Annotated in this window: 24 protein-coding genes; 17 read left to right on the top strand and 7 right to left on the bottom strand. The window is 73.2% G+C overall.

Going from position 1 to position 24,497, the window contains the following annotated elements; genetic code table 11:
- Window positions 1–104: 104 nt before the first annotated feature.
- Window positions 105–377 carry a LysR family transcriptional regulator gene (locus MNY62_RS01960; protein WP_242342410.1) on the bottom strand — a complete coding sequence of 91 codons (273 nt, stop codon included), beginning with the start codon at window positions 375–377 and terminating at the stop codon, window positions 105–107.
- 169 nt (window positions 378–546) lie between these two features.
- Here MNY62_RS01960 and map point away from each other — a divergent pair, with 169 nt between their 5' ends.
- Window positions 547–1,296 (top strand): type I methionyl aminopeptidase, encoded by a 750-nt coding sequence (gene map, locus MNY62_RS01955; protein ID WP_242342409.1) that lies wholly within the window; start codon window positions 547–549, stop codon window positions 1,294–1,296.
- A 25-nt stretch (window positions 1,297–1,321) separates the two neighbouring features.
- Here the strand turns inward: map and MNY62_RS01950 are convergent, their stop codons facing one another.
- Window positions 1,322–1,579: a hypothetical protein gene (locus MNY62_RS01950; RefSeq protein ID WP_242342408.1), complete on the bottom strand. Its 258-nt coding sequence runs from the start codon at window positions 1,577–1,579 to the stop codon at window positions 1,322–1,324.
- 467 nt (window positions 1,580–2,046) lie between these two features.
- On the opposite strand from MNY62_RS01950, the gene MNY62_RS01945 reads away from it, so the two are divergent.
- Both MNY62_RS01945 and MNY62_RS01940 read left to right on the top strand, forming a co-directional pair.
- The gene (locus MNY62_RS01945; RefSeq protein ID WP_242342407.1) at window positions 2,047–4,017 is read left to right on the top strand and encodes a PxKF domain-containing protein; all 1,971 of its coding nucleotides are present in this window, start codon (window positions 2,047–2,049) and stop codon (window positions 4,015–4,017) included.
- 357 nt (window positions 4,018–4,374) lie between these two features.
- On the top strand, window positions 4,375–4,812 hold the full coding sequence (locus MNY62_RS01940) for a CBS domain-containing protein (RefSeq protein WP_242342406.1): 438 nt from the start codon (window positions 4,375–4,377) through the stop codon (window positions 4,810–4,812).
- Window positions 4,813–4,874: 62 nt separating this feature from the next.
- Here MNY62_RS01940 and MNY62_RS01935 read toward each other — a convergent pair whose 3' ends face one another.
- Window positions 4,875–5,252: a hypothetical protein gene (locus tag MNY62_RS01935; RefSeq protein WP_242342405.1), complete on the bottom strand. Its 378-nt coding sequence runs from the start codon at window positions 5,250–5,252 to the stop codon at window positions 4,875–4,877.
- A 386-nt stretch (window positions 5,253–5,638) separates the two neighbouring features.
- On the opposite strand from MNY62_RS01935, the gene MNY62_RS01930 reads away from it, so the two are divergent.
- The 12 genes from MNY62_RS01930 (at window position 5,639) to MNY62_RS01875 (ending at window position 16,228) form a co-directional block, all read left to right on the top strand.
- Window positions 5,639–5,935 carry a hypothetical protein gene (locus tag MNY62_RS01930; RefSeq protein ID WP_242342404.1) on the top strand — a complete coding sequence of 99 codons (297 nt, stop codon included), beginning with the start codon at window positions 5,639–5,641 and terminating at the stop codon, window positions 5,933–5,935.
- A gap of 2 nt (window positions 5,936–5,937) precedes the next feature.
- Window positions 5,938–7,248 carry a CCA tRNA nucleotidyltransferase gene (locus tag MNY62_RS01925; RefSeq protein WP_242342403.1) on the top strand — a complete coding sequence of 437 codons (1,311 nt, stop codon included), beginning with the start codon at window positions 5,938–5,940 and terminating at the stop codon, window positions 7,246–7,248.
- A gap of 19 nt (window positions 7,249–7,267) precedes the next feature.
- On the top strand, window positions 7,268–8,524 hold the full coding sequence (locus MNY62_RS01920; protein WP_242342402.1) for a hybrid sensor histidine kinase/response regulator: 1,257 nt from the start codon (window positions 7,268–7,270) through the stop codon (window positions 8,522–8,524).
- A 47-nt stretch (window positions 8,525–8,571) separates the two neighbouring features.
- A complete protein-coding gene (mnmA, locus tag MNY62_RS01915) occupies window positions 8,572–9,621 on the top strand; it encodes a tRNA 2-thiouridine(34) synthase MnmA (protein ID WP_242342401.1) in 1,050 nt (349 codons plus the stop codon).
- Entirely contained in the window at window positions 9,605–10,954 is a 1,350-nt protein-coding gene (locus MNY62_RS01910) for a MiaB/RimO family radical SAM methylthiotransferase (RefSeq protein WP_242342400.1), read from the top strand. Before mnmA ends, MNY62_RS01910 begins: the two co-directional genes overlap by 17 nt.
- A 62-nt stretch (window positions 10,955–11,016) precedes the next feature.
- A complete protein-coding gene (gene kamD / locus MNY62_RS01905; RefSeq protein WP_242342399.1) occupies window positions 11,017–12,588 on the top strand; it encodes a lysine 5,6-aminomutase subunit alpha in 1,572 nt (523 codons plus the stop codon).
- On the top strand, window positions 12,585–13,139 hold the full coding sequence (locus MNY62_RS01900) for a hypothetical protein (RefSeq protein WP_242342398.1): 555 nt from the start codon (window positions 12,585–12,587) through the stop codon (window positions 13,137–13,139). The genes kamD and MNY62_RS01900 overlap by 4 nt, the downstream gene beginning before the upstream one ends.
- Before the next feature lie 26 nt (window positions 13,140–13,165).
- Window positions 13,166–13,903 carry a lysine 5,6-aminomutase subunit beta gene (kamE, locus tag MNY62_RS01895; RefSeq protein WP_408628813.1) on the top strand — a complete coding sequence of 246 codons (738 nt, stop codon included), beginning with the start codon at window positions 13,166–13,168 and terminating at the stop codon, window positions 13,901–13,903.
- Entirely contained in the window at window positions 13,903–14,301 is a 399-nt protein-coding gene (gene kal / locus MNY62_RS01890) for a 3-aminobutyryl-CoA ammonia lyase (RefSeq protein WP_242342396.1), read from the top strand. Before kamE ends, kal begins: the two co-directional genes overlap by 1 nt.
- Window positions 14,302–14,471: 170 nt before the next feature.
- Window positions 14,472–15,290 carry a BKACE family enzyme gene (locus MNY62_RS01885; RefSeq protein WP_242342395.1) on the top strand — a complete coding sequence of 273 codons (819 nt, stop codon included), beginning with the start codon at window positions 14,472–14,474 and terminating at the stop codon, window positions 15,288–15,290.
- Window positions 15,291–15,455: 165 nt separating this feature from the next.
- Window positions 15,456–15,728, top strand: coding sequence for an HU family DNA-binding protein (locus tag MNY62_RS01880; RefSeq protein ID WP_242342394.1), 273 nt, complete (start codon window positions 15,456–15,458; stop codon window positions 15,726–15,728).
- 11 nt (window positions 15,729–15,739) lie between these two features.
- Entirely contained in the window at window positions 15,740–16,228 is a 489-nt protein-coding gene (locus tag MNY62_RS01875; protein ID WP_242342393.1) for a PilZ domain-containing protein, read from the top strand.
- Between the two features lie 89 nt (window positions 16,229–16,317).
- Here MNY62_RS01875 and MNY62_RS01870 read toward each other — a convergent pair whose 3' ends face one another.
- The 4 genes from MNY62_RS01870 to MNY62_RS01855 form a co-directional block, all read right to left on the bottom strand.
- Window positions 16,318–17,076, bottom strand: a complete 759-nt coding sequence (locus MNY62_RS01870) for a hypothetical protein (RefSeq protein WP_242342392.1) — start codon at window positions 17,074–17,076, stop codon at window positions 16,318–16,320.
- A 41-nt stretch (window positions 17,077–17,117) separates the two neighbouring features.
- Window positions 17,118–18,482 (bottom strand): ammonium transporter, encoded by a 1,365-nt coding sequence (locus MNY62_RS01865; protein WP_242342391.1) that lies wholly within the window; start codon window positions 18,480–18,482, stop codon window positions 17,118–17,120.
- Window positions 18,483–18,872: 390 nt separating this feature from the next.
- Complete coding sequence (locus MNY62_RS01860; RefSeq protein WP_242342390.1) at window positions 18,873–20,231, bottom strand: hypothetical protein; 1,359 nt, start codon at window positions 20,229–20,231, stop codon at window positions 18,873–18,875.
- A gap of 135 nt (window positions 20,232–20,366) precedes the next feature.
- The gene (locus tag MNY62_RS01855) at window positions 20,367–20,582 is read right to left on the bottom strand and encodes a TIGR04563 family protein (RefSeq protein WP_012097128.1); all 216 of its coding nucleotides are present in this window, start codon (window positions 20,580–20,582) and stop codon (window positions 20,367–20,369) included.
- A 526-nt stretch (window positions 20,583–21,108) separates the two neighbouring features.
- On the opposite strand from MNY62_RS01855, the gene tilS reads away from it, so the two are divergent.
- Together tilS and ftsH are read left to right on the top strand one after the other, a co-directional pair.
- A complete protein-coding gene (gene tilS / locus MNY62_RS01850) occupies window positions 21,109–22,428 on the top strand; it encodes a tRNA lysidine(34) synthetase TilS (protein WP_242342388.1) in 1,320 nt (439 codons plus the stop codon).
- Window positions 22,429–22,575: 147 nt separating this feature from the next.
- Window positions 22,576–24,495 carry an ATP-dependent zinc metalloprotease FtsH gene (gene ftsH / locus MNY62_RS01845; protein WP_242342387.1) on the top strand — a complete coding sequence of 640 codons (1,920 nt, stop codon included), beginning with the start codon at window positions 22,576–22,578 and terminating at the stop codon, window positions 24,493–24,495.
- Window positions 24,496–24,497: the final 2 nt, after the last annotated feature.

Below are 24,497 nucleotides of genomic sequence, written 5' to 3'. Positions count from 1 at the left end.
GTCCATGTCTCCAAGGCGAAAGCGCCTGCCCCGCGCACGGGGCGGATGGCGGACGGCCGATGCGCGACCTGTCGTCAGACGGAGCTGCGGTCGGCCCTGCGGCCTCAACGCCCGCCAGTGCCCGGGCCCTTCGTGCGCTCGATGGCGATGTCGACCTCCGCGAGGATCCGCCGAGCGTGGGAGAGAAAGACCTCACCGGCGGGAAGGAGCTTCATCCCGCGCGGCGTCCGCTCGAAGAGGCGTGTCCCGAGCTCATCCTCGAGCGCGAGGATGTGTCGCGAAAGGGGCGGCTGCGTGAGGTGAAGCTTCCGGGCAGCGCGACCGACGTGGCCCTCTTCCGCGACCGCGACGAAGGACTGGATGTACGTGAGACTCACGAGCGGAACGGTACCTGAAGGTCGGCCTGTGTGTCAGGTACTCGAGGCCCACGGGCCGGCCCTCAGCAGGAAATCGTGTCTGCAAGCGGGTTTCCCGAGCCCACTGCAGCGAACCCGATACCGAGACAGCATTGGATCGCCTCTGCAGCTTGCTGGCAGCTTTGCCAGCATGGGAATCCCGCTTCTGGGTGAACGAGAAGTCGAACGGATGAGGCACGCCGGGAAGGCCGCTGCGGCGACACTGGCGCACGTGGGCGAGCGACTCGCCGCGGGAATTGCCACCGCGGACATCGACGTCTGGGTGCGCGAGGACACAGCACGTCGGGGAGGCAAACCGAGCCAGCTCGGCTTCCACGGCTTCCCCGCGGCGGTCTGCACGAGCCGGAACAACGTCGTCTGTCACGGCATCCCGCGCACCGACGAGCGGCTGCATCCTGGCGACATCGTGAACGTGGACGTGACCACGCTCCTGGATGGCTTTCACGGGGACACCTCGGCGACGTTCTGCATCGGCGCGGTCTCCGCAGAGGCGCGGCACGTCGTCGAGGTCGCCCGCCGCTGCCGGGATGCTGGAGTGGCGGTTGTGCGGCATGGCGTCCGGTTCGGGGACATCGGCGCAGCCATCGAAGAGCTCGCGCGAGCTGAAGGCTGCAGCGTGGTGCGCGAATACGGCGGTCACGGCATCGGCAAGATGATGCACGGTCCGCCGCTCGTGATGCACGTCGGCCCGAGGGGACAGGGCGTGAAGCTGAAGGCAGGAATGGCCATCACCATCGAGCCGATGGTGAACCTCGGCCGAGCAGAGGTGGAGCTGCTGGCCGACGGATGGACCGTCGTCACCGCGGATGGAAGTCTCTCGGCGCAGTTCGAGCACACGATCGTCGTGACTCGCGACGGCTGCGAGGTGATGACCGGATGACGCCGCGCAGCGCGGGATCTGGGCGCTAGTCCGAAGCGGAACGCTCGCCCTGCGCCGCCGCGCGGGGGCTCTCTGCCCGCGGCGCCGGAAGCGACGCGGGTGGGTACAGCGCCGTGACGTCCACCCAGGTCTGGGAGGTGTCCCCGGCGAAGACCATCTTGTAGCGGCGAACGGTGCCGCAGACGTCGAGGTCTGCCTGGGCGCCTGCTTTGCGCAGCACGACGATCCCGTCCTGCGCGCAGCCGTGATCGAACGCGACCGCGCTGGTGAGGAACTCCGACACCGTCGTCGTTCCGCCATGTGCCGACGCGACACGGGCAGCACAGCCCGTCGATCCAGCGACGACGATCCAAAGGAACAGCGCAGTAGTGGCTCTCACGGTTCACCCCTGGGCGATGGTACTGGCGGCATGACCCCCGCACGCACTGACCGTTACAGACCGGCCCATCTGGAGGGCGCCAGGAAACTGGCACGCCAGGCAGCCGTCGCGGCGTTTACGCCCCCGACAGGCGCCCCGCGTGTAGGTGACTTGGTTTCATGCGCTCTGAGTGCAAGCCTCTCCCCCGCTGGCGTGCGTCCATGCGGTAGCCCTGGATTCGACGAGGTGGGCGCCCGCCCGCAGGCAGCACGTCGGCTCATGTCGGTGGGGGGGTCCCAATGCAGCTCTGTTTTCGAAGGGTTCTCTGGCTTGCTTCGGCTCTCGTCGGCGCGCTCCCGGCGGCCCCTGCGCTCGGCGCACCCAGGTGCGAGGTGATCGCGAGGACGTCCGGCGCTCAGGTCGTGACGGAAGGGGCGATCTCGGGCGGCACGTTCGTCCCGACGACCGTCACGCTCAACGCGGAGCCGTCACAGCCGAAGGCGGTCGTGTACTCCTGGACTCAGGACGCGAATGACGCCTACGGCGTCGTCCTGAGCGATCCCAGCGCCGCGAAGCCGACGTTCACTGCTCCGAACGTCGGAGCGGCGGGCGCGACCCTCCACTTCACCGTGACCGTGACGGGCTGCGATCCCCTCCAGACCCAGACCGCGACCACGACGGTCACCGTCACGGACGTCAACAGCCCGCCACTCGTCGCGGCCAGCGCCCCGTCGACGGTGAACGAAGGTGACCTGTTCCTCCTGGACGGCAGCGGCTCGAGCGATCCCGACGGCGATCCACTGACGTACCGGTGGGATCGGGTCGTCGGGGGCAGCGTCGAGCAGGTCGGGGCGACGGCGGTCGTCGAGCTCCAGGCGCCCGCGGTGCCTTACCCGGCCGGCGCCAGCTTCACGTACCGGTTGACGGTCTCGGACGGCACGCTCTCGAGCTCCGCAGATGTGGTCGTCACCGTCAAGTGGGTGAACGACCCGCCGATCGCGAACGCGGAGTGCACGTCCCCCGTGAACGAGGGCGCCTCGATCCTGCTGGACGGCGCTGATCCCTCGAAGCCCTCCACGGATCCCGACGACGGCATCGCGTCCTACGCCTGGCGCCAGAGCTCGGGCGGCCCGGACGCCAACCTCGCGGCGGAGGCGCTGTCGTACCCCGCGCTCGCGTTCGACGCGCCCCAGCTCACGCTGGGCCATGGCGACACGATGACGTTCGAGCTGAAGGTCACCGACAACGGCGGCCTGTTCAGCACCGACAGCTGCCAGGTCGTCGTGAAGGACGTGACCGCGCCCGTGCTGAGCCCGCCGAACATCACCCGTGAGGCGACCTCGGCCTCTGGGGCGATCGTCGTCTTCTCGGTCACCGGCAACGACGCGTTCGACGGTGAGGTGCCGGCCGCGTGCGATCCGCAATCCGGCGCGACGTTCCCGGTCGGGGACACCGTCGTGACGTGCACCGCCTCCGACCAGGCGGGGAACCGGGCGGGAGCGAGCTTCACCGTGTCGATCGTCGACACGACGCCGCCGGACGTGATCGTCCCGGCGAGCCTCACGGAGGAGGCGACGAGCGCCGCGGGCGCCGTGGTGACGTTCAGCGCGTCCGCGTCGGACCTCGTCGACGGCGCCGTGACCCCCGTGTGCACGCCCGCCTCCGGCAGCACGTTCCCGCTCGGGACGACGACGGTCTCCTGCACGGCGACCGACGCGCACGGCAACGGGAGCGACCCGAAGACGTTCACGGTGACGGTCCAGGACACGACCCCGCCCGCCATCACCGTCCCCGGCGACATCACGACGCTCGCGACGAGCGCAGCAGGCGCGCCGGTGTCGTTCGCTGCCTCCGCGACCGATCTCGTCGACGGCGCCGTGACCGCGAGCTGCACGCCGCAGTCCGGGAGCTCCTTCGCGCCCGGCACGACGACCGTGTCCTGCACCGCGAGCGATTCTCGCGGGAACGCGGCAACGCCGAAGACGTTCACGGTGACCGTCCAGTTCGCGTTCCTCGGCTTCTTCCAGCCCGTCGACAACCTCCCGCTCGTGAACACGGTGAAGAACGGCGCGACGGTGCCGGTGAAGTGGAAGCTGCAGGGGCAGGGCGGGGTCGAGATCACGGACGTGGCGGCCGTGGACCTGAAGAACACGAGGGCCCAGGGCATCGCCTGCGGCGCGCTCACCTCGGTCGAGTCGCAGATCGAGCTCACGACCACCGGCGGCACGGCGCTGCGCTACGACCTCGGCGCGGCTCAGTACGTGCTGAACTGGCAGACGCCGAAGCAGCCCGGGAGCTGCTGGCGCCTCGACCTGGTCTTTGCGGACGGCTCGACGCAGAGCGCGAACTTCAAGCTGAAGTGATCCGCGAGCGCCCCCGGCGGGCTCGTAGGAGCGCGTCCGGCCGGTGCGGGGATGCATGAGGGGGATGCCGAGGGCGGGACGCGAGTTCCGCCCTCGGCGGCCGCTCGCCGCATGACGTCGGCCTGCCCGACCTGAGCGGATACGAGATCGCTCGCGCGCCCCGGGCGGACCCTGCGCTCCGTGATGCAGCGGGCCGCCAGGGCGGAGCTCCGGCGGCCGTCGTGGCGCCGGACGTGCGGGCGAGCCGCGGCCCACCGCGCGCTCTCGCGTCCGCGCGTTGCACCCCTGGCGCGCACGCCTCAACGTCCCGGCGGGAGCACTCGCGGAGGACGCCCGCAGCGAGGGCGAGGAGGAACCATGGCCAGGGTGGAGACGGTGATGAAGTCGGCGATGTGCTGCCGGCCGGACGACACGGCGCGCGACTGCGCGCGCCTCATGAAGGAGGAGAACATCGGCTTCGTGCCCGTCTGCAACGAGGCGGACGAGCCGGTCGGCACGCTGACGGATCGCGATCTCGCGCTCCGGGTCCTCGCCGAGGGGCGCCCGCCGGACGCGAAGCTCGAGGACGTCATGACCGCGGAGGTCGTGAGCTGCAAGATCGGCGACGATCTGCGCGACGCCGAGCGGCTCATGCGGGAGCACCGCAAGTCCCGCATCATGGTCTGCGACGAGGAGGGCAGGCTGCAGGGCGTCATCAGCCTGTCGGACATCGCGGAGGAGGAGGACGAGGAGATCGCGGGGCGCACGCTCAGGGAGGTCGCGTCGCGCGAGATCTCGCAGCCGCACGCGTCGTAGCGCGACCGGCTCGGGCGGCCGCAGCGCGGGAGCCGGGCCGCTGCTCCCACGCCTCTGCGCGTTCAGCCGAGGAAGGCGATGACGAGCGGGGCTTTCTCGCCGCCGTCGCCTTCCCCCTCGTCGCGCGCCGCCTCGGCGCTTCCGTACTCCGCGAGCGCGTCGAGCAGCTCCAGCTCGGGAGCGATCGCGAAGGTCTCGGCGTCCTCGGGGGGCTCGGTCCTCGGCGGTGCCGCTGCGGGCGCGCGCGCGCCCTCGGCCCGGGCGCCGCGTCCCTCCAGCGTCGCGACGAGCTCGATCTCGCCGCCTTCACCGGTCGCCTCGTCGGCGGCGACGCCTTCGACGAGGGCCTCGAGCTCACCGAGCTCCTCGTAGCTCTCCGCGAGCTCGTCGCCGGTCCACCGCACGTCCCAGCCGCTCACCTCGATTCCAGGACGGGCCATGAGCCACACCTCCTTCCTGGTCTCGATGCGAGTATGCGCCGCTGCGGGAGCGGTGGTTTCCGCGCGTCCGCGTTCCCGTGTGGCGACCCCGACGGAGGAGCTCCGCGGCGGCTGCGGCGCTTTCGCGCGCCGGACGGCGAGGGTCCCTCCGTCCGACCGGGCGGAGGCGAGCACCACCGCGCGCCGGCGCCGCCGCGAGGCCACCGCTGGCGTCCGATCCACCGGGAGGCGCTCGTGCGTCCGGCGCGGCAGCTCCTCGTCCGCTTCACACCGCGCCGCAAGCGCTGCGCGGAACCGCTCGATACCACCGGGCGCGCCCGCGCTTCTCCGCTTGCACGCGCCCACGCGGGGCGGCATGGTGGCGGCGCAGCGGGGAGGGGATCTCGATGGACGACAAGCTCGCGCCGGGGCACCTGTCCCTCCGCATCCAGGAAGGCCTCCGCGGCCACCACCTGCTGTTCGACGCGGAGCAGATCCGCGAGGCGTTCGCCGTCGCGGATCGCGCCGTCGCCCGCGAGGACGCGGACGAGATCGGCGAGGTGCTCCTCTCGATCTGCCGGGATCCGCTGGAGGTCGCCCGCCTCGCCGTGGACGGGCTCGCGCCGGAGGCGCGGCTGGCCCTCATCCGCCTCTACTTCCGGCTCCTCGACCGCGCGGAGCAGGAGCGCGGCCTCACGCACTGACGATGCCTCTCCCGGACGCCCTCGCGCGCGCCACCTTCCCGGAGTCCGTCCTCCACGTCCTGCGCCGGCTCGGCGCGGCCGGACACCGGTCCTGGCTCGTCGGCGGCGCGGTCCGCGACCTCCTCCTCCACCGCGGTCGCGACGCCAACGACTTCGACGTGGCGACGCCCGCCCGGCCGGACGAGGTCGCGGCGCTCTTCCCCCGGGTCATCCCCACCGGCATCGAGCACGGCACGGTGACGGTGCTCGTGGACGGCGAGCCGATCGAGGTCACGACCTTCCGCGGCGAGGGCGCTTACACGGACGGCCGGCGGCCGGAGTCGGTCACCTTCCACGAGGACCTCGAGGCGGATCTCGCGCGGCGCGACTTCACGATGAACGCGCTCGCCTTCGATCCGCTCGCCGGGGAGCTGCGCGATCCGTTCGGCGGCGAGGCCGACCTCCGGCGGCGGCTCGTCCGCGCGGTCGGCGATCCGGTCGCCCGCTTCGGCGAGGACGGGCTGCGCCCGATGCGGGCGGTCCGCTTCGCCGCCCAGCTGGGCTACGACCTCGACCCGGCTACCCAGGCCGCCATCCCGGGCGCCCTGCCCGTCGTGCGCAAGGTCTCCCTGGAGCGCATCGCCGACGAGCTCACCCGTCTCGTCGTCGCCCCCGACGCCGCGCGGGCGGTCGAGCTCATGCGCGCGACCGGCCTCCTCGCGACCGTCCTCCCGGCGCTCGCGGCGCGCCCGGCGGAGGAGGTCGAGCACGCCATCGCGGTGCTCGCCGCGACGCCCGCCGAGCCGGCGCTCCGGCTCGCCGCGCTCCTGCACGCGCTCCCGCCGGACGACGTCGGGCGCACGCTCCTGCACCTGCGCCTGTCGCGCCGGGTCTCGGATGAGACCGCCACTCTCGTGCGCGCGCACGCCTGCCGACTCGGCGGCCGGGCGCACGGGCTCCCGGTCTCGGCCGTGGAGGTCAGGCGCTGGCTCTCCGCGGCGGGGCCGTCCCGCGCGGCGCCGCTCATCGAGCTCGCGCGCGCCGAGGCCGCCGCGCTCGCCCCCGCGCAGGCGGAGGCCGCGCGGCGGGAGATCGAGGCGCTGGCCGAGACGATCGCCCGGATCCGGCGCGACGGCGATCCGCTCACGCCGCAGGACCTCGCGCTCGACGGACGCGCCGTGATGCGGATCCTGGGCGCCAGCCCGGGACCCCACGTCGGCGAGGCGCTCCGTCACCTGCTCGAAAGGGTGCTCGAGCACCCCGAGGAGAACGACGAGGAGCAGCTCTCGATCGCCCTCCGTCGATGGTGGGGCGCGGAAGGGCGAAGCTTATAATTCAGGCGGGGCGAACCACATGCCGCGCCGCGTGCTGTGCATCGAGGGAGACGCCGACATCCGGGCGCGGGTGAAGACCCGCCTGGAGCAGGACGGCTACGTGGTCGACACGAGCGCGTCCGGGCTCGAGGGGATCGAGCGCGCCCTCACGTCCCGGCCCGATCTCATCCTCGCCGACGTCCACCTGCCCGACCTCGAGGGCTTCGAGCTCGCCGCGCGGCTCAAGCGCGAGAAGGCGCTCGAGGAGGTGCCCATCGTCGCCGTGGGCGAGTCGCGCGACGATCACGACGTCGCGCTCGCCGCGGGCGCGGACGGCTTCCTTGAGCGCGATCGCCTCGACGGCAGGCTCGTCGCGGAGGTCCGCGAGTTCCTCGAGGGCAAGCGCGAGCGGCTGCCCGCCGAGGGCGAGCGAGAGCGGCTGCGCGCGCTCTCGGGCCTCATGGCCTCGCACCTCGAGTCCGCGCTCACCGGCGCCCGGCGGGCGGGCGCCCGGCTCGTCGAGCTGGACGAGCTGAAGAGCGCGTTCATGCACAACCTCGCGCACGAGCTCTCGACGCCCCTCACGCCGCTCGCCGGGTACCTGCGCATCCTCTCGTCCGAGAAGCTCGGCCCCATGTCCCCGCAGCAGCGGCGGGTCGTCGACTCGATGATCCAGTCGGTGACCCGCCTCACGCGGATCGTCGACAATCTCTCCGACTTCGCCAGCCTGGAGGCGGGCCAGGCGCCCGTCCTCGCGGGCCCGGTGGATCCGGACCGGCTCGCCGACGAGGCGGTCGCGGAGCAGCGCTCGATGATCCGCGACGCGCGCCTCCACGTGGTCGTCGCGCACGGCGGCGGAGGGGAGGTCGTCGCCGATCCCCGCAAGCTCCGCCAGGCGGTCGCGAACCTCGTCTCGAACGCGGTGAAGTTCTCGCCCCACGGCGGCGAGGTGCTGGTGGAGGTCACGCGCCCGCCGGGCAAGCTCCGCTACACCGTGTACGACCAGGGGCCGGGCATCCGCGACGGGGAGCAGGAGCGCATCTTCGAGCCGCTCCACCACGCGCACGCGCGCGGGCGGGAGGAAGCGAGGGCGCCGGGCTCGGGGCTCGGCCTGCCGGTGGCGCGCCGCATCGCCGAGGCCCACGGCGGGCGCGTCTGGGTGGAGAGCCCGCCGCGCACCCAGCCCGGCTCCCTCACCCGCCAGTTCACCGGCTCCAAGTTCGTGCTCGAGATCCCGGTCCGGCCGGCCGATCACCCCACGGCCGGCAGCACCACGCCCGCCGCCACCCTCGCTTGATCCCGGCGGCCGGCGCGAGTACACCGCCCGCCGAGGCCTTTCGACCGATGCGCGTCCTCGTCGCCCTCTCCGGTGGAGTCGACTCCTCCACCGCCGCCGCGCTCCTCGTCGCCGAGGGGCACGAGGTCATCGGCGTGTCCATGCGCGTCGCCGACTACTCCGACGCCCGGCGCGGCCGCTCCTGCTGCGCCCCCGACGACCTCGAGGACGCCCGGGCGGCGGCGCGACGGCTGGGCATCCCGTTCTACGTGGCGAACGTGGAGGCACGCTTCCGCGAGAGGGTCATCGATCCGTTCGTGCGCGACTACGTCGAGGGCCGCACGCCGAACCCGTGCGTGGCGTGCAACTCGGACGTGAAGTTCGACTGGCTGCTCGCCCGCGCGCGCGCCCTCGGCGCGAAGCTCGCGACGGGGCACTACGCGCGCGTCGAGAGGCGCGGCGGCCGGCTCGCGCTCTGCACCGCGGGCGATCCGGCGAAGGACCAGACCTACTTCCTCTACGGCCTCGGCCAGGACGCGCTCGAGGACGTGATGTTCCCGGTCGGCGCCCTGGCGAAGCGCGACGTCCGCGCCGCCGCGGCGAGGGCGGGCCTGCCCAACGCCGAGAAGGCGGAGTCGCAGGAGATCTGCTTCGTCACCCAGGGCGACGCCGGCGACTTCGTGGCCCTCAGGGCCCCGGGGCAGGTGCGGGCGGGCGAGATCGTGTCCACCGAGGGCGAGGTGCTGGGGCGGCACGACGGTGTGCACCGCTTCACGGTCGGCCAGCGGCGCGGGCTCGGGCTCGCCGGCCCCGCGCCCCGCTACGTCGTGCGGCTCGAGCCGGAGACGGCGCGCGTCGTGGTGGGCAGCTCCGACGAGGCCTCGCGCGATCGCTTCGCGGTCGCCGAGGTGCGCTGGGTCGCGGGCGCGTCGCCTCCGGGCGCGCTCGCCGCGCGCGTGAAGGTCCGCCACCGCCACGAGGGCGAGCTCGGGACGGTGACGCCGGCAGGCGACGGGGTGGAGGTCCGGCTCGCGAAGCCGGTCCGCGGGGTCGCGCCGGGCCAGGCGGCGGTCTTCTACGACGGCGACGAGGTGCTCGGCGGTGGACGCATCGTCTGAGCGGCTCCGCCCGCGGGTGGCGATCGTCGCGCTCGGCTGCCGGGTGAGCCGGGCCGACGCCGACGCCGTCGCGAGCGCGCTCGGCGAAGGGGTCGCGATCGCGCGCAAAGGCGAGCGCGCCGACGTGGTCGTGGTGAACACCTGCACCATCACGGCGGACGCCGACTCGGCCGCCCGCCAGGCGATCCGCCGGGCCGCGCGCGAGCACCCGGGGGCGGCGATCGTCGCGGCCGGCTGCTACGCGCAGCTGCGGCCCGAGGTGCTCGCCGCGCTGCCCGGGGTCGCGGCGGTGGTCGGCGCGCGCTCGCAGGGAGAGGTCGCGGGCACGGTCGCGCGGCTCGTGGCCCGCGGCCAGGGGACCGATGGGCCGGACGCGGCCGGCGAGCCGGCGGGGCACGCGGCGTGGGGCGAAGCGCCCGTCGTCCGCGCCCGTCACACCCGCCCGTTCCTCAAGATCCAGGACGGCTGCGACGCCCGCTGCAGCTACTGCATCGTTCCGCTCGCGCGCGGAGACTCGCGCTCCCTCCCGTTCGACGAGGCGCTCCGCCGGCTCGCGCTGCTCGGCGCGCGGAATCCGGAGGTCGTCCTCACCGGCGTCCACCTCGGCGCCTACGGGCGCGAGCTCGCCCCGCGCCGCTCGCTCGCGGAGCTCGTCCGCGCCGCCGTCCGCCGCGGGCTGGCGGCGCGGCTCCGCCTCTCGTCCATCGAGCCGCTGGAGGTCCCGCAGGAGCTCCTCGCCGATCCGGAGGTCTCACCGTCGCTCTGCGCGCACCTCCACCTGCCGCTCCAGAGCGGCTCGGATCGCGTGCTCGCCGCCATGCGCCGGCCGTATCGCGCCGACGGCTACCGCCGTGCGGTGACGGAGGCCGCGGCGCGCCTCCCCGGCGCGTGCCTCGGCGCGGACGTCCTCACCGGCTTCCCCGGCGAGACCGACGTGGACCACCGCGCCACCGTCGCGCTCGTCGAGGCGCTCCCGCTCGCGTACCTCCACGTCTTCCCGTTCTCGCCCCGGCCCGGAACGGTCGCGGCCGCGCTCCCGGGCGCCGTCCCCGCCGCCGTCGCGCGCGCCCGGGCCCAGGAGCTCATCCGCCTGTCCGACCGCCGCTGGCGCGCCTTCCTCGCGGGCCTGCGCGGGCGGGAGGTGGAGGTGGTGGTCGAGCGCGTGAAGGACGGCGTCGCGCGGGGAACCTCGCGCGAGTACGCGACGGTGTGCTGGCCAGCGGATCCGGCGGCGGGAGACGTGCGCGGCGCGCTCGTGCGCGTCCGTGTCGGCGGAGACGACGGGAACGTCTGCGAGGGCGTCCGGGCGGACCCACCCGCACGCCGCGCCTGACGCCCCGCCGAGGCCCGGCCGGAACCTTGCCCTCGCGGGCCGTCCGGCCTAATCCATCCGCCATGCTGCTCACCGACGGTCGCCACGTCCCGGACCTTCCGCTCGATCGCGCCGCCGTCGACCGCTGCCGCGCCCTCGCCGACCAGGTCACCGCGCAGGTCCTGGGCTTCGTCGGCCGCCACTCGACGGTCTCCATCGAGCGCACGGTGCTGCGCCTCTACGGGCTGCACGACGCGGGCCCGCGCGGCGTGCCGCTCGTGAACCTCGCGGTGGACGCGCTCCACGAGAAGCGGCTCCTCGGCCGCGGCGCCGCCTACTGGATGGGCTACGCGCTGCGGCGCGGCGCGACCGATCCGATGGGCGTGGTCGAGCGGCTCGTGGCCCTGCCCGCGAACCCGGAGCCGCTCCCCGAGGCGGAGGAGCGGGCCATGCTCGAGGAGATGCGCCGCGAGGCGCGCGCGAACGTGGACGAGCTCCGCGCCCGCGTGCGCCGGCGCAACGCCCTCAAGGACGAGCTGGGGGTCGGCCCCCGGCCGCACAAGTACCTCATCGTCGCGACCGGCAACATCCACGACGACGTGGAGCAGGCCCTCGCGGCCGCCCAGGCCGGCGCGGACGTCATCGCGGTCATCCGCTCCACCGCGCAGTCGCTGCTCGACTACGTGCCGCACGGCGCCACCACGGAGGGCTACGGCGGCACCTACGCGACGCAGGAGAACTTCCGCATCATGCGCGAGGCGCTCGACGACGAGTCGCGCCGCCTGAAGCGCTACGTGCACCTCACGAACTACTCCTCCGGCCTCTGCATGCCGGAGATCGCGTTCGCTGCGGCGTGGGAGCGGCTCGACATGCTGCTCAACGACGCGATGTACGGCATCCTCTTCCGCGACATCAACATGAAGCGGACGCTCTGCGATCAGCACTTCTCGCGCCGCATCTGCGCGCTCGCGGACGTCATCATCAACACCGGCGAGGACAACTACATCACCACCGCCGACGCGGACGAGGCGGCGCACACCGTCATCGCCTCGCAGTTCGTGAACGAGAGCTTCGCCCACCGCGCCGGCCTGCCCGACCGGCTCATCGGCCTCGGCCACTCGTTCGAGATCGACCCGGGCCGCGAGGACACCGTCGCCCGCGAGTTCGCGCAGGCGCTCCTCGTGCGCACGCTCTTCCCCGAGGCGCCCATCAAGTACATGCCGCCCACGAAGCACAAGCAGGGCGACATCTTCTTCAGCCACGCCTACGACGTCATGGCGGACGTCGTCGGGTACGTGACGGGGCAGGGGATCCAGCTCCTCGGCATGATGACCGAGGCGATGCACAACCCCTTCCTCATGGATCGCTACGTCGCGCTGAAGAGCGCCGACTACGTGTACCGGGCCTGGCGGTCGATGGGCGCGGAGATCACGTTCCGGCCCGACGGCGTGGTCCAGCGCCGCGCCCAGGAGACCCTCCGGGAGGCGCTGGCGCTCCTCGAGGAGGTCGCCCGCGACGGGCTCTTCCAGGCCATCGGGAAGGCGCGCTTCGGCGACGTCGCCCGCGAGGAGGACGGCGGCAAGGGGCTCGCCGGCGTCCTCGAGCGCGGCCCCCGCTACTTCAACCCGTTCCTCGAGCTCATGGAGGCGAGATGAGCCGCTCCGCGTCCCGGGCGCGCGCCACCCGCGCCGCCGCCTTCCTCCTCTGCGTCGCCGTCGCGACGCTCTCCGGTTGCGCCTCCCTCCGGCAGGCGCTCTCGCCCGCGCCGAGGGGCGCGCCGAGCGGCCGCGAGGGCTGGCTCGTCTACACCGTCCACGCGCTCCGCTTCGAGGCGCCGGCCGGCTGGCGTGCGTCCGGCGGCGAGCAGCACCTCACGCTCGAGGCGCCGGACGGCGCGGCGCGGGTGGAGATCTCGACCCCCGGCACGAGCTACGCGGACGAGCCGGCCTGCCTCGCCGGCGCCGACGAGGTGCTGAAGCGCGGCGCCGCGTTCGAGCGGATGCGCCGGCACCCGACCCGGCTCGCCGGGGTCAGCGCCGTCACCCTCGAGGGCGACTCCGGCGGGTGGCACGTGTGGGCGTACGCCGCCTGCGACGGCGGCACGCAGTACCGGATCTTCTTCACCGCGCGCTCGCCCGCGTCGGCGGAGGCGGTCGAGGCGTACCGCACGCTCGTGCAGACCGCCAAGATCGGAGGGCAGGCGTGAGGCCGCGCGACTGGGAGCCGGGGCAGATGCTGCGCCCCTACGGCGATCGCCGCGACGACGGCGTGGTCCAGCTCTCGTTCGTCCTGCCGGTGCCGCCGGGGGAGCGGGCGCGGGAGGCCGCGGCCGAGGTCGCCCGCAAGATGGGCATGGAGCAGGTGCACGTCGCCGCGATGGAGCCGGCGGCGGAGCGCTACACGTTCTTCGTCGTCTACGGTCGGACCTCGGTGTCCGTGGACTACGCCGCCCTCTCCGTCCCCGAGGTGGTCGTCCGCAAGAAGGGCTTCGACGAACTCAACGAGTACGCGCTGCGCGAGGTCGGGCGGCGGATCGTCGTCATCGGCGCGTGCACGGGCTCCGACGCGCACGCGGTGGGCATCGACGCGATCATGAACATGAAGGGCTTCGCCGGCGACTACGGCCTCGAGCGCTACGCCTGCTTCGAGGCGGCGAACCTCGGCGCGCAGGTGGAGAACGCCGAACTCGCGCGCATCTGCAAGGAGCGCGAGGCGGACGCGGTGCTCGTCTCGCAGGTCGTGACCCAGCGAGACGTTCACAAAGAGAACGCGCGGCAGCTCCTCGGCGAGCTCGAGCGGCTCGGGATCCGGGGGCGGGTGACCGCGATCCTGGGCGGGCCGCGCATCGACCACCGCCTCGCCGTCGAGCTCGGCTACGACGCCGGCTTCGGCCCGGGCACGAAGCCGTCCGAGGTCGCGAACTTCATCGTCGGCGCGGTGCTGAAGCGCATGGGCAAGGAGATGCACTGATGGCGCTGCACGAGAAGGTGACGATCCGGCTGCGCATGTCCCAGGCCGACGCGCACTACGGCGGCGCGCTCGTCGACGGCGCGCGGATGCTCGCGCTCTTCGGCGACGTGGCCACCGAGCTCCTCATCCGCCACGACGGCGACGAGGGGCTCTTCCGCGCGTACGACGCGGTCGAGTTCCTCGCCCCCGTCCACGCGGGCGACTACGTCGAGGCGGAGGGGGAGATCGTGAAGGCGGGGAACACCTCGCGCGCGATGCGGTTCGAGGCCCGCAAGGTCGTCTCGCCGCGCCCGGACCTGTCCGACAGCGCCGCCGAGGTGCTCGCGCCTCCGGTCGTGGTCTGCCGGGCGACCGGCACCTGCGTCGTGCCAAAGGACAAGCAGCGGTTCCCGCGGTAGCGGGCGTCATGATTCGGCGACGTTCGTCATGAAGGATCGAGCTTCGCGAACAGGCGAGCGAAGCGAGCCCGCTGGGGCGCCCCCGCGATAGCGGCGAAGCCGCCCGCGGTGGCGCACGGCGGCCAGCCGTCGGCGGGGCGGGGGCGCAGCCCCCGCAAGAAGGAGGACACATGGCCGAGAAGGTGATCGTCACCGCCGCCGTGGTCGGCGCCGAGGTGACGCGCGAGCAGAACCCCGCCGTGCCCTACACGCCCGCGGAGATCGCGCGGGCGGCCGTGGACGCCTGGCGCGCGGGCGCCGCGGCGGTCCACCTGCACGCGCGCTGGCCGGACGGCCGCGCCTCGCAGCAGCCCGAGCACTTCCGCGAGATCATCGATCGCATCCGCCAGGCGGGCAGCGACGTCGTCGTCCAGTGCTCCACCGGCGGCGCGGTCGGCATGTCGGTGGACGAGCGGCTCGGGTCGCTCGTGGACGGCGCCGAGATGGGCACGCTCAACCTCGGCACCATGAACTTCGGGGACGCGGTGTTCCAGAACACCCGCCCCGACATCGTCCGCATCGCGGGCCGCCTGCGCGAGCGGCGGCTCGTTCCGGAGTGCGAGGTCTACGACGCGGGGATGCTCGATACCCTCCGCTGGCTCCTCGAGAAGGGCCACCTGGCCGCCCCCTATCACGTGCAGTTCGTGCTCGGCGTCCCGGGCGGCATGTCCGCGAGCGAGCGGAACGTCCGTTTCCTGCTCGACGGGCTCCCGGAGCGGACGCACTGGAGCATCGCCGGGGTGGGGCGCTTCCAGCTCCCGATGGTGGAGCTCTCGCTCGCGCTCGGAGGCCACGTGCGCGTCGGCCTCGAGGACAACCTGTACGCCGCGAAGGGCGTGCTCGCGAAGGGCTCCGACGAGCTCGTGTCGCTCGCGGTGAACCTCGCCGCGCGCGCCGGGCGTGAGGTCGCGACGCCTGCCGAGGCGCGGCGCGTCCTCGGTCTCGCCTGAGGGTGGGGCCTCCCCGGCGCGGGCGGCGCACGGGCGCCGGGGGCGGACCGCGCACGAGGAGGCGCCGCGAGGGCGCGCCGCGGGGCGCGCGCCTGTCAAGCTGGAGCGGTGCTTGACGGCCCCGCGGGGCCGAGGCTAGCTTCCGCGCCTCTGACGGGAGCGCAGATGACGAAGGCGGAGCTCATCGAGAAGGTGCAGGCGGCTCACGACGACCTCTCGCGGCGGCAGGTCGCGCTCCTGGTGGACACGCTCTTCGAGCACCTCGCGAAAGGCATCCGCAAGGACAAGCGCTTCACCATGCCGGGCTTCGGCACCTTCGCCGTGAAGAAGCGCGCCGGCCGCGTCGGCCGCAACCCCCGGACCGGCGCCGAGATCCGGATCGCGCCCACCAAGACCGTCGGCTTCAAGCCCGCGCCCGAGCTCAAGAAGGCGCTCTAGGGAGCTCCGCCGTGACGACCCTCGCCGCCTGGCTCGCCGCCTTCCGCACCCTCCACGAGAAGGCCCGCAAGGGCGCGCTCGTCGGCGTCGACCGCGACGACTATCACGCAGGCCGCGACGAGCTCGCCCGGGCGCTCCTCGCGGCGCAGCGGCTCACGGTCGCTCCGGGGCAGCCGCCGCGCCAGGCGATCCGTGTCGCGCGCGCCCTCCAGCTCGACCTCGACCTCCTCACCTCGCGCGAGCGCGCCATCACGCTCGATCTCTCCACCGGCGGATTCTCCTGCCTCCTCGCGAAGGCGCCGCCGCTCGGCGACGAGGCCCGCTTCACGCTCCGGCTGCCGGGCGCCGAGGCGCTGTCCGGCCACGCGCGCGTGACGGACGCGAAGCCGAATGCGGGCAACGTGCGCGTCTCGTTCCAGATGATCGGGCTCTCTCCCGAGGACCGCGAGCGCGTCGAGCTGTTCGTGTTCGACACCCTGCTCTCGCAGCTCGCGCCGTAGCGTCCTCGCCGCCTGCGAACGAAGACGTGGGGCGCCCCCCGTCTCCGGGAGGCACCCCACGGGACCGCTGCGGCCCACCCGCGAGCGGCTCAGCGCTTCGCCAGGAGCTCGACGTCCACGTCGAGCTGGAACGACCACATCCAGTCGGCGCCGCCCGGCTGCACCCTGGAGTTGAGGAAGAACACCGGGCCGGTGATGAGCCCCACCGACGGCGTGAAGCTGAGCGCCGCGCCGAGGCCCACCGCGCCGAGCGAGCTCCGCCCGGTCATCACGTCCGCGACCGGGACGATCTTCTGCAGCCCGGGCGCACCGAGCTTGAGCTCCGGGCCGGTCCAGCTCGCCATGAACCCGGCGTTCTCCGCGTCGCCGTTCTCGTCCACGAGCAGCTTGTCGTTCAGGCCGTAGTACCCGCCCACGGCGAGGTTGCCGATGACGGGGAACGTCTTCCCGACCGTCGCGTGCAGGATGTCGTAGTCGTTCACGTCCTTCTCGAACCCGAGGCTCTGGACGCCGAAGGAGAGCCCGGGCGCGTACGCGCCGAGCGCACCCTCCGGCACGGCGAGCTTCGCGTTGACGAGGAACCCGTTCTTCGTGACCCCCGGGTAGAACAGGTCGAACCCGATCTCGCCCTGCAGCTTCTCGAAGGGCAGCACGCCCATCGTGAGGCCGGTGTCGATCTGGTACGCGCCGCGCTCCGCGAAGTAGGTGTCGTACGTGAGGTGCGGCACGAGGTACGGCTGCACGTACGTCGTCGCCGGGCTCCACATCGTCGTGGAGGGAGTGGCCAGGGCGGCCGGCGCGGCGAGGACGAGCGCGGCGACTGTGAGCGCCTTCAGGACGGTCTTCATCGAGGGTCTGTCTCCGGAGGGGGGAGGGAGCTGCGAGGGGGCTACGCCGTGGTGCCCGCGGGCTGGGGAGCCGGGACCGGAGGCGCGTGGTGAGGGCTGATGGCCCCGGCCGACGACTCGAGATCGGTCGAGATGTACCCGCGCTCGCCCGCCTCGGCCTGATCGAGGCCCGTCCACTCGTCCTGCTCGTCCGCGCGGAGCGGGGTGACGAGCGCGACGAGCTTGTAGAGCGCGAACGAGACCACCCCGGAGTAGACCAGCGTCACCGCGACGCCCACGGCCTGCTTCCCGACGAGGGCGAGGCTGCCGTCGGCGCCGGCGGAGTTCACGGCGGTCGAGGCGAGCGCCCCGGTGAGGAGCGCGCCGAGCGTCGCCGCGACGCCGTGGACGGCGAAGACGTCGAGGGAGTCGTCGAGGCCCAGCCGCGGGCGCAGACGCACCGCGCCGAAGGAGGCGAGCGCGGCGAGGCCGCCCATGAGGAGGCTGGAGATGGGCGGGATGAACCCGGCGGCGGGGGTGATGGCGACCATGCCGGCCACGGCGCCCGAGGCGAGGCCCACGCCGGACATCTTGCCGTAGAGGAACAGCTCGAGGAGGCCCCAGGTCAGCGCCGCGGCCGCCGGCGCGAAGAACGTGTTCACGAACCCGGTGCCGGCGAGCCCGTTCGCGGCGAGCGCGCTGCCGCCGTTGAACCCGAGCCAGCCGAACCAGAGCAGGCCCATCCCGAGGATCGCGAACGGCACGTTGTGCGGCATCACGGACGGCATCCGCAGGCCGCGGCGCTTGCCGATCAGGATCGCGCCCACGAGCGCGGCGGCGGCGGCGTTGATGTGCACCACCGTCCCGCCGGCGAAGTCGAGCACGCCGAGGCCGCGCAGCCAGCCGCCCGGCGCCCAGACCCAGTGCGCGACCGGCGCGTACACGACGAGGCTCCAGAGCGCGACGAACAGGAGGTACGCCTTCATGCGGACGCGCTCGACGATCGCGCCGGAGATGAGCGCGGGAGTGATCACCGCGAACATCGCCTGGAACAGCATGAAGGCAGAGTGCGGGACCGTCGCCGCGAGCGAGGGCTCGGGCGCGGCGCCGACGCCGCGCAGCCCGATCCAGCCGAGGCCGCCGACCACCTTGTCGAGCGCGCCTCCCGGGGAGAACGCGAGGCTGTACCCCACGAGCGCCCAGATGACGCCCGCGATCCCCATCACCACGATCGAGAGGTTCATGGTGTGGACGACGTTCTTGGAGCGGACGAGCCCGCCGTAGAAGAAGGCGAGACCGGGGGTCATGAGCATCACGAGGCCGGCGCTGACGAGCACGAGCGCGGTGTCGCCCGTGTCGATCCCGTCGGCAGCGAGCGCGGCCGCGGGGAGCGCGGCGGCGACGGCGAAGAGCAGCAGCTTTTTCAAGGGTTCCTCCGGTGAGCGGTGGCGAGGGCCGTTGCGTCCGGACGGGTTCCCTGTGCAGCCGACATGCCGCGAGCGGACCGCCTGGAAATCGCGCATTCCAGCGAGGCGGGGGTGGGGGATGCCCGAGGGCGAGGCACGTGCTGCCGGGCGGGCGTGCACGCGCGGCCGTGCGGCCTCGCCGCCAGGCAGGCGGCCGGTGGGGCGTGCGCGCGCTCGTGCCCGCGGGGGCCCCCGCAGGCGTTCAATCACTCACGGTGACGGGATCTCGCCGACGACGGGGCGGGCAGCGCGGAGCCCGGTTGATCTGGTCGCGTCGCGAGGCGCGCCATGGCGTCGGCGCAGCCAGCCAGCGTGCGCCGCATTAGCGATCCAGATCGACTGGTCTCCGCCTCAGTGCCGCGTCGAGGTCGTGGGGCCCGCGGTGCGCTTCGCGAGAGCGGCGCGCTTCGCGCCCTTGGCCGGCGCGGAGCCCGGCTTCTTCTTCGCGCTCGTCGCCTTCGCCTTCGCGGTCGGCTTCACCCCGGGGCGCTTCGCGGTCGTCGCCTTCGCCTTGGGCGCGGGCGCATACCCGGCGGCCCTCGCGGTGGGCGCGGGGGGCGCGGGGGGGGGGGGGGGGGGGGGGGGGGGGGGTGGAACGGCGGCGAGCACGGGCGGGTCGTCGTCGCTCGCGCTCCGGATCCCGGCCGGCGCGCCCTCCACCGCGCGGTAGGGCCCGCGCTGCGCCGCCTCGACCGCGGCGCCGCGCTCCGCCCAGCTCCGCGCGCTCGCGTCGAGCGCGGCCGCGTCGAGCGCCGCGGCGGCGGCGGTGCGATCCCCTGCCCGCAGGCGGAGCGCCGCGAGGTGGAGCGCCGCGCGCCCGCGCTCGGGCCCGGGCGTGCCTTCCCGATCTTCCAGGAGGCGCCGCAGCGCGGACTCGGCCTCGTCGGACGTGGCGTTCCCGGAGAGCGCCAGCTTCGCGAGGCCGAAGGCGGCGCGCGGGTGGGCGGGTGACGCGGACAGGGCCGCGGCGTACGACGCGCGGGCGGCGCCGAGGTCGCGCCGTGTGCGCCGCAGGATGTCGCCGCGGAGCGCGAGCCCGGCGGGCGCGCCGGCCTCGGCGGCGGCCTGGACCGGCTCCACGGCGGCGGCGACGTTCCCCGCGAGCAGGGCGATGCGCGCCGAGAGCACGCGCGCCTCGGGCAGCGGCCCGGCGCGGACGGCGGCCGTCATCGCGTCGCCCGCCTCGCGACGTCCGATCGCGAGGGCGGCCGCAGCGAGGTTCGCTCGCGCGGGCACCTCGTCGGCCCGCATCGGCTCGACGAGCAAGAGCTCCGCGGTGCGCCCCGCCGCCGCGTCCCGGTAGTCGGCCGCGAGCATCGCGAGCGCGAACGCCCGCGTCCCGCCGGCCTCGAGCGGATCGAGCTCGGCGAGCGGCTCGAGGAGCCTGGCGGCGCCGCGGTATCCGGCTGCGGTGTCGAGCCGCAGCAGGGCGCCGGCCCGCGCGAGCCCCTCCTGGAGCACCGCGCGTCGATGGTGGATGCGATAGCCGAGGAGCCCGCCGGCGAGGAGCGTCACCGCTGCCACGCCCACGCCAGCGGCGAGCAGCTGCCGGCGCGGGACGCGCGGAGCGCGCAGGGGCTCGTCCCCGGTCGGTACGTCGACGACGTCGAACTCCTCGTCGTCGAGCTCCGGAGGCAGCTCGTGAAAGCTCTCGCTCGAGAGCGGTTCGTCGGACGCTTCGGAGGGGTCGGGGAGCGGAGATCTGGGCATCGGGGCGGGGGAGGTCAGGCGGCCCGTGAAGGGTAGCGCTCTCGACCCGCCAGGGCCAAAAAACGGATCGCGCCCGTGCCGGAATCCCGGCGCGGGCGCGTCGTACGACTCAGCGAGAAACCGGAACGGGGGTGGTTACCCGCCCTTTTCCTCGCGCTCGTCCTCGCGGGCGACGCCCGACAGCACGTCGTTCACAGAGGGAAACCGCATGATCTCGCCCCGGGCGATGCGCCAGGCCTGCTGGACGATCCACGACAGCGAACGGTCCTGCCGGTTCGCCTCAGCCTGGATCTCGTTCAGCATGTCCTCGGGGAAGTATAGGGACTGCTTGCGCTTGTCAGTGCCGGGCATCGGTACTCCGTGCTGTGGGACAACCGCGACCTTGTACGCTGGCCCGCGCCTGGGGTCAAGCGCTCGTCCACCTCGACCGGGGAGGTAGGGTCGGCTGAGCGTGGAGACGCAGAGTGATGTGCTCCACGTCACCGCGGAGCGGCGCCTTAACGCTGAGCGGAATGCATGTGCCGAGGTTCGCGCAGGGAGTGCGCGGCGCGTCGCGGGTCCAGAAAAGAGGAGAGCCGGCATTGCTGCCGGCTCTCCGTGGGCCCAGAGGGGGAGGGGGGGGACCCCTAGGCCCAGCGCCTGTAACTTGTTTCACGCCCCGCCGACGTCAACGCCTGGCACCCAACATCTCATCCCAGGTCAGAAAGCGCAACGCTGTCGCGGGTCTGTGCGATGTGCCCCCCTCGCGTGCTTTGCCTCCAGAACCTGCCGCCCGGCGCCTTCATTCCCGGAATCTGCAGCCCGCCCTGAAGTTCGCCCGGCTACTCACGAAGTTCGCCCGGCTACTATAGATGCCCGCGCCAGAGCGCGCCGCACCGTGCGCAAGAAAGTCCATCCTTACCCGGCCGCAGTCCTGGCCACGATCCGTCGCCGACGGCTCGTCTCCCCCGGCGAGCGCGTCCTCGTCGCCCTGTCCGGCGGCCCGGACTCGACCGCCCTGCTCGCCGCGCTCACCGAGCTCCGCGACGCGGGCTGTCTCCCGTCCATGGCAATCGCCGCGCTCAACGTGGACCATGGCCTCCGACCTGGCGGGGCGGATGACGCAGCCAGCGCCGCCGCCGTCTGCGAGCGCCTTGGCGTCCCCTTCGAGTCGGTCCGGGTCTCGGTCGCCCCGGGCAACGTGCAGGCCGAGGCGCGCCGTGCCCGCTACGGGGCGCTTCGGGCAGCGGCGGCTCGGGTGGGCGCGTCGCGCATCGCGACCGGCCACACCCGAACCGACCAGGCGGAGACGGTCCTCCTGCGCATCCTGCGCGGCGCGGGGGGGCGGGGGCTCTCCGGGATCCCACCCCGGCGCGGTGCGATCGTGAGACCGCTCATCGACCGCTCGCGCGAGGAGGGCCTCGCGTACCTCGCCTCACGCGGGATCCCCTGGCGCACGGACCCGACGAACGCGACCCCGCGCTTCGCCCGCAACCGACTCCGGCTCGAGGTCTGGCCTGCGCTCACCGCGCTCGCGCCGGCGGCCGAGCGCGCCATCGCGCGCGCCGCCGACCTCACGCGCGAGGACGATCGGGCGCTCTCACGCCTCGCCCGCGAGCTCTCCGGCGATGGCCCAGGCGTCGCGCTCGACACGCTGCGCGCCGCACCTCCCGCGGTGCGGCGGCGCGTCGTCCGCCGGCTCTGGGCACGGGCGGCCGGGCGCCGCGACGGTCTCGAGCTGAAGCACGTGGAGGCGATCCTCTCGCTCCTGCGGCGCGACGACCGCCCCGGGAGCGTCACGTTGCCAGGCGGGTTCCTCGCCCGCTGTCGCTACGGCCGGTTGGAGCTCCTCTCCTCCGCTCCCGTGCCCGTGGCCGTCGGCTTTGCCCCGGTGGAGGTAAAGGGACCCGGACGGTACGAACTCCCCGAACGCGGCTGCGCCGTCCAGATCTCGGCCATCCGGGAAGGCGATGTCCCCTGGCCGCTCGCGCTCCGGACGCGGCGCCCGGGGGACCGCTGGCGCCCCGACGGAGGCCGCGGCTCCAAGACGCTGAAACGCTGGCTCATCGACCGAAAGGTGCCCCGCGAGCGGCGGGATGCGCTCGTCGTCCTCGCCCGTGGCGCCCAGGTGCTGGCGATCCCGGAGCTGGCGGCCGTGGGCTCGGGCCTCGGCCCTGCGGGCGCAGGCCTCGCCGCCCACCTGGTGGACGCCCCCTAGGACCGCCGGCCGCACTGCAAAAGGGGTGAGGGGCTGCTATAAGCACCGCCTGGTCCGGAGCGCAGCTCGACGCGCAGGGCCGCGGAAGACGCGGCGAATCCCGTCGGTTCCGACGATCTGACGCTCCACCGAAGGGGAAAGAGAGCCTTGCGACAGTCCTACAAGACCGCCCTGCTCTGGGTCTTCTTGATCGTGATGTTCCTGGCGCTGTGGCAGCTGTTCCAGCAGCGCGGCGCCCAGGCGAAGACCTACAACTGGTCGCAGTTCATGCAGAAGGTCGAGGCGGGTGAGGTGAAGGAGGTCCGCATCAAGGACCTCGACTACATCGGCCACCTGCGCGACGGCTCCGAGTTCGTCACCACGGGCCCCATCGACGCGTCCGCGACGATCGCGGAGAAGCTGCGCCAGGGGGGGGTGAACCTCTCGTTCGAGAAGCCCGAGCAGAGCTCGCTGTGGGTGACGGTGCTGCTCCAGTACCTCCCCCTCGTCTTCCTGTTCCTCCTGTTCTTCTTCTTCATGCGCCAGCTGCAGTCGGGCGGCGGGAAGGCGATGAGCTTCGGGAAGTCGAAGGCGAAGCTCATGACCGAGCACCACAACAAGATCACCTTCGCCGACGTCGCCGGGATCGACGAGTCGAAGGACGAGCTCGAGGAGATCATCTCCTTCCTGAAGGACCCCAAGAAGTTCACGCGCCTCGGCGGCCGCATCCCGAAGGGCGTGCTGCTCATGGGACCCCCGGGCACCGGCAAGACGCTCCTCGCGCGCGCGGTCGCGGGCGAGGCGGGCGTGCCGTTCTTTTCCATCTCCGGCTCGGACTTCGTCGAGATGTTCGTCGGCGTGGGCGCCTCGCGCGTCCGCGATCTGTTCGAGCAGGGCAAGAAGAACGCCCCCTGCATCATCTTCATCGACGAGATCGACGCGGTCGGCCGCCACCGCGGCGCGGGCCTCGGCGGCGGTCACGACGAGCGCGAGCAGACGCTCAACCAGCTTCTCGTCGAGATGGACGGGTTCGAGTCGAACGAGGGCGTCATCCTCATCGCGGCCACGAACCGGCCCGACGTGCTCGACCCGGCGCTGCTCCGGCCCGGCCGCTTCGACCGGCGCATCGTGGTGCCGCGCCCGGACCTCAACGGCCGGCTCGGCATCCTCAAGGTCCACACCAAGAAGACCCCGCTCGACGGGGCGGTGGACCTCACCCAGATCGCGCGCGGCACGCCCGGGTTCTCCGGCGCGGACATCGAGAACCTCGTGAACGAGGCGGCGCTCTACGCCGCGCGGCGCAACAAGGAGAAGGTCGCGATCGAGGACTTCGAGTTCGCGAAGGACAAGGTCATCATGGGCACCGAGCGGCGCTCGATGATCATCTCCGAGAAGGAGAAGCGCACGACGGCGGTCCACGAGGCCGGCCACGCGCTCGTCGCGAAGATCCTCCCCGGCACCGACCCGGTCCACAAGGTCACGATCATCCCGCGCGGTCGCGCGCTGGGCCTCACCCAGCAGCTCCCGCAGGAGGACCGGCTCAACATCTCCCAGGAGTACGCGCTCAACCAGGTCGCGATCCTGATGGGCGGCCGGCTCGCCGAGGAGATCACCTTCGGCCAGAAGACCACCGGCGCCGGGAACGACATCGAGGTCGCGACGAACCTCGCCCGCTCCATGGTGTGCGAGTGGGGCATGAGCGAGAAGATGGGCCCGCTCGCCTTCGGCAAGAAGGAGGGCGAGGTCTTCCTCGGCCGCGAGATGAACACGGTCCAGACCTTCTCCGAGCAGACCTCGCGCGACATCGACGCCGAGGTGCACCGCATCGTCTTCGAGCAGTACGACCGCGCGAAGCGCGTGCTCCTCGAGAACCAGGCGATCCTGAACAAGATCGCCGACGCGCTCATCGAGTACGAGACGCTCGACGCGTCCGACGTCGACGTGCTCGTCTCGGGCGGCGCCATCAGCCGGCCGCCGCCGCCGAAGCCGCTCGCCGTCGCGGCTGCCGCCGCCGCCGCCGCCGAGAAGAAGAAGGCGGGGCTCCTCGACGCGGCCACGGCCACGGTGCCGGCCACGGGCAAGGCGTAGTC

This window comes from Anaeromyxobacter terrae, assembly GCF_022690685.1.
Taxonomy (GTDB): domain Bacteria; phylum Myxococcota; class Myxococcia; order Myxococcales; family Anaeromyxobacteraceae; genus Anaeromyxobacter; species Anaeromyxobacter terrae.
This window is presented reverse-complemented; position numbering and strand designations above follow the sequence as displayed.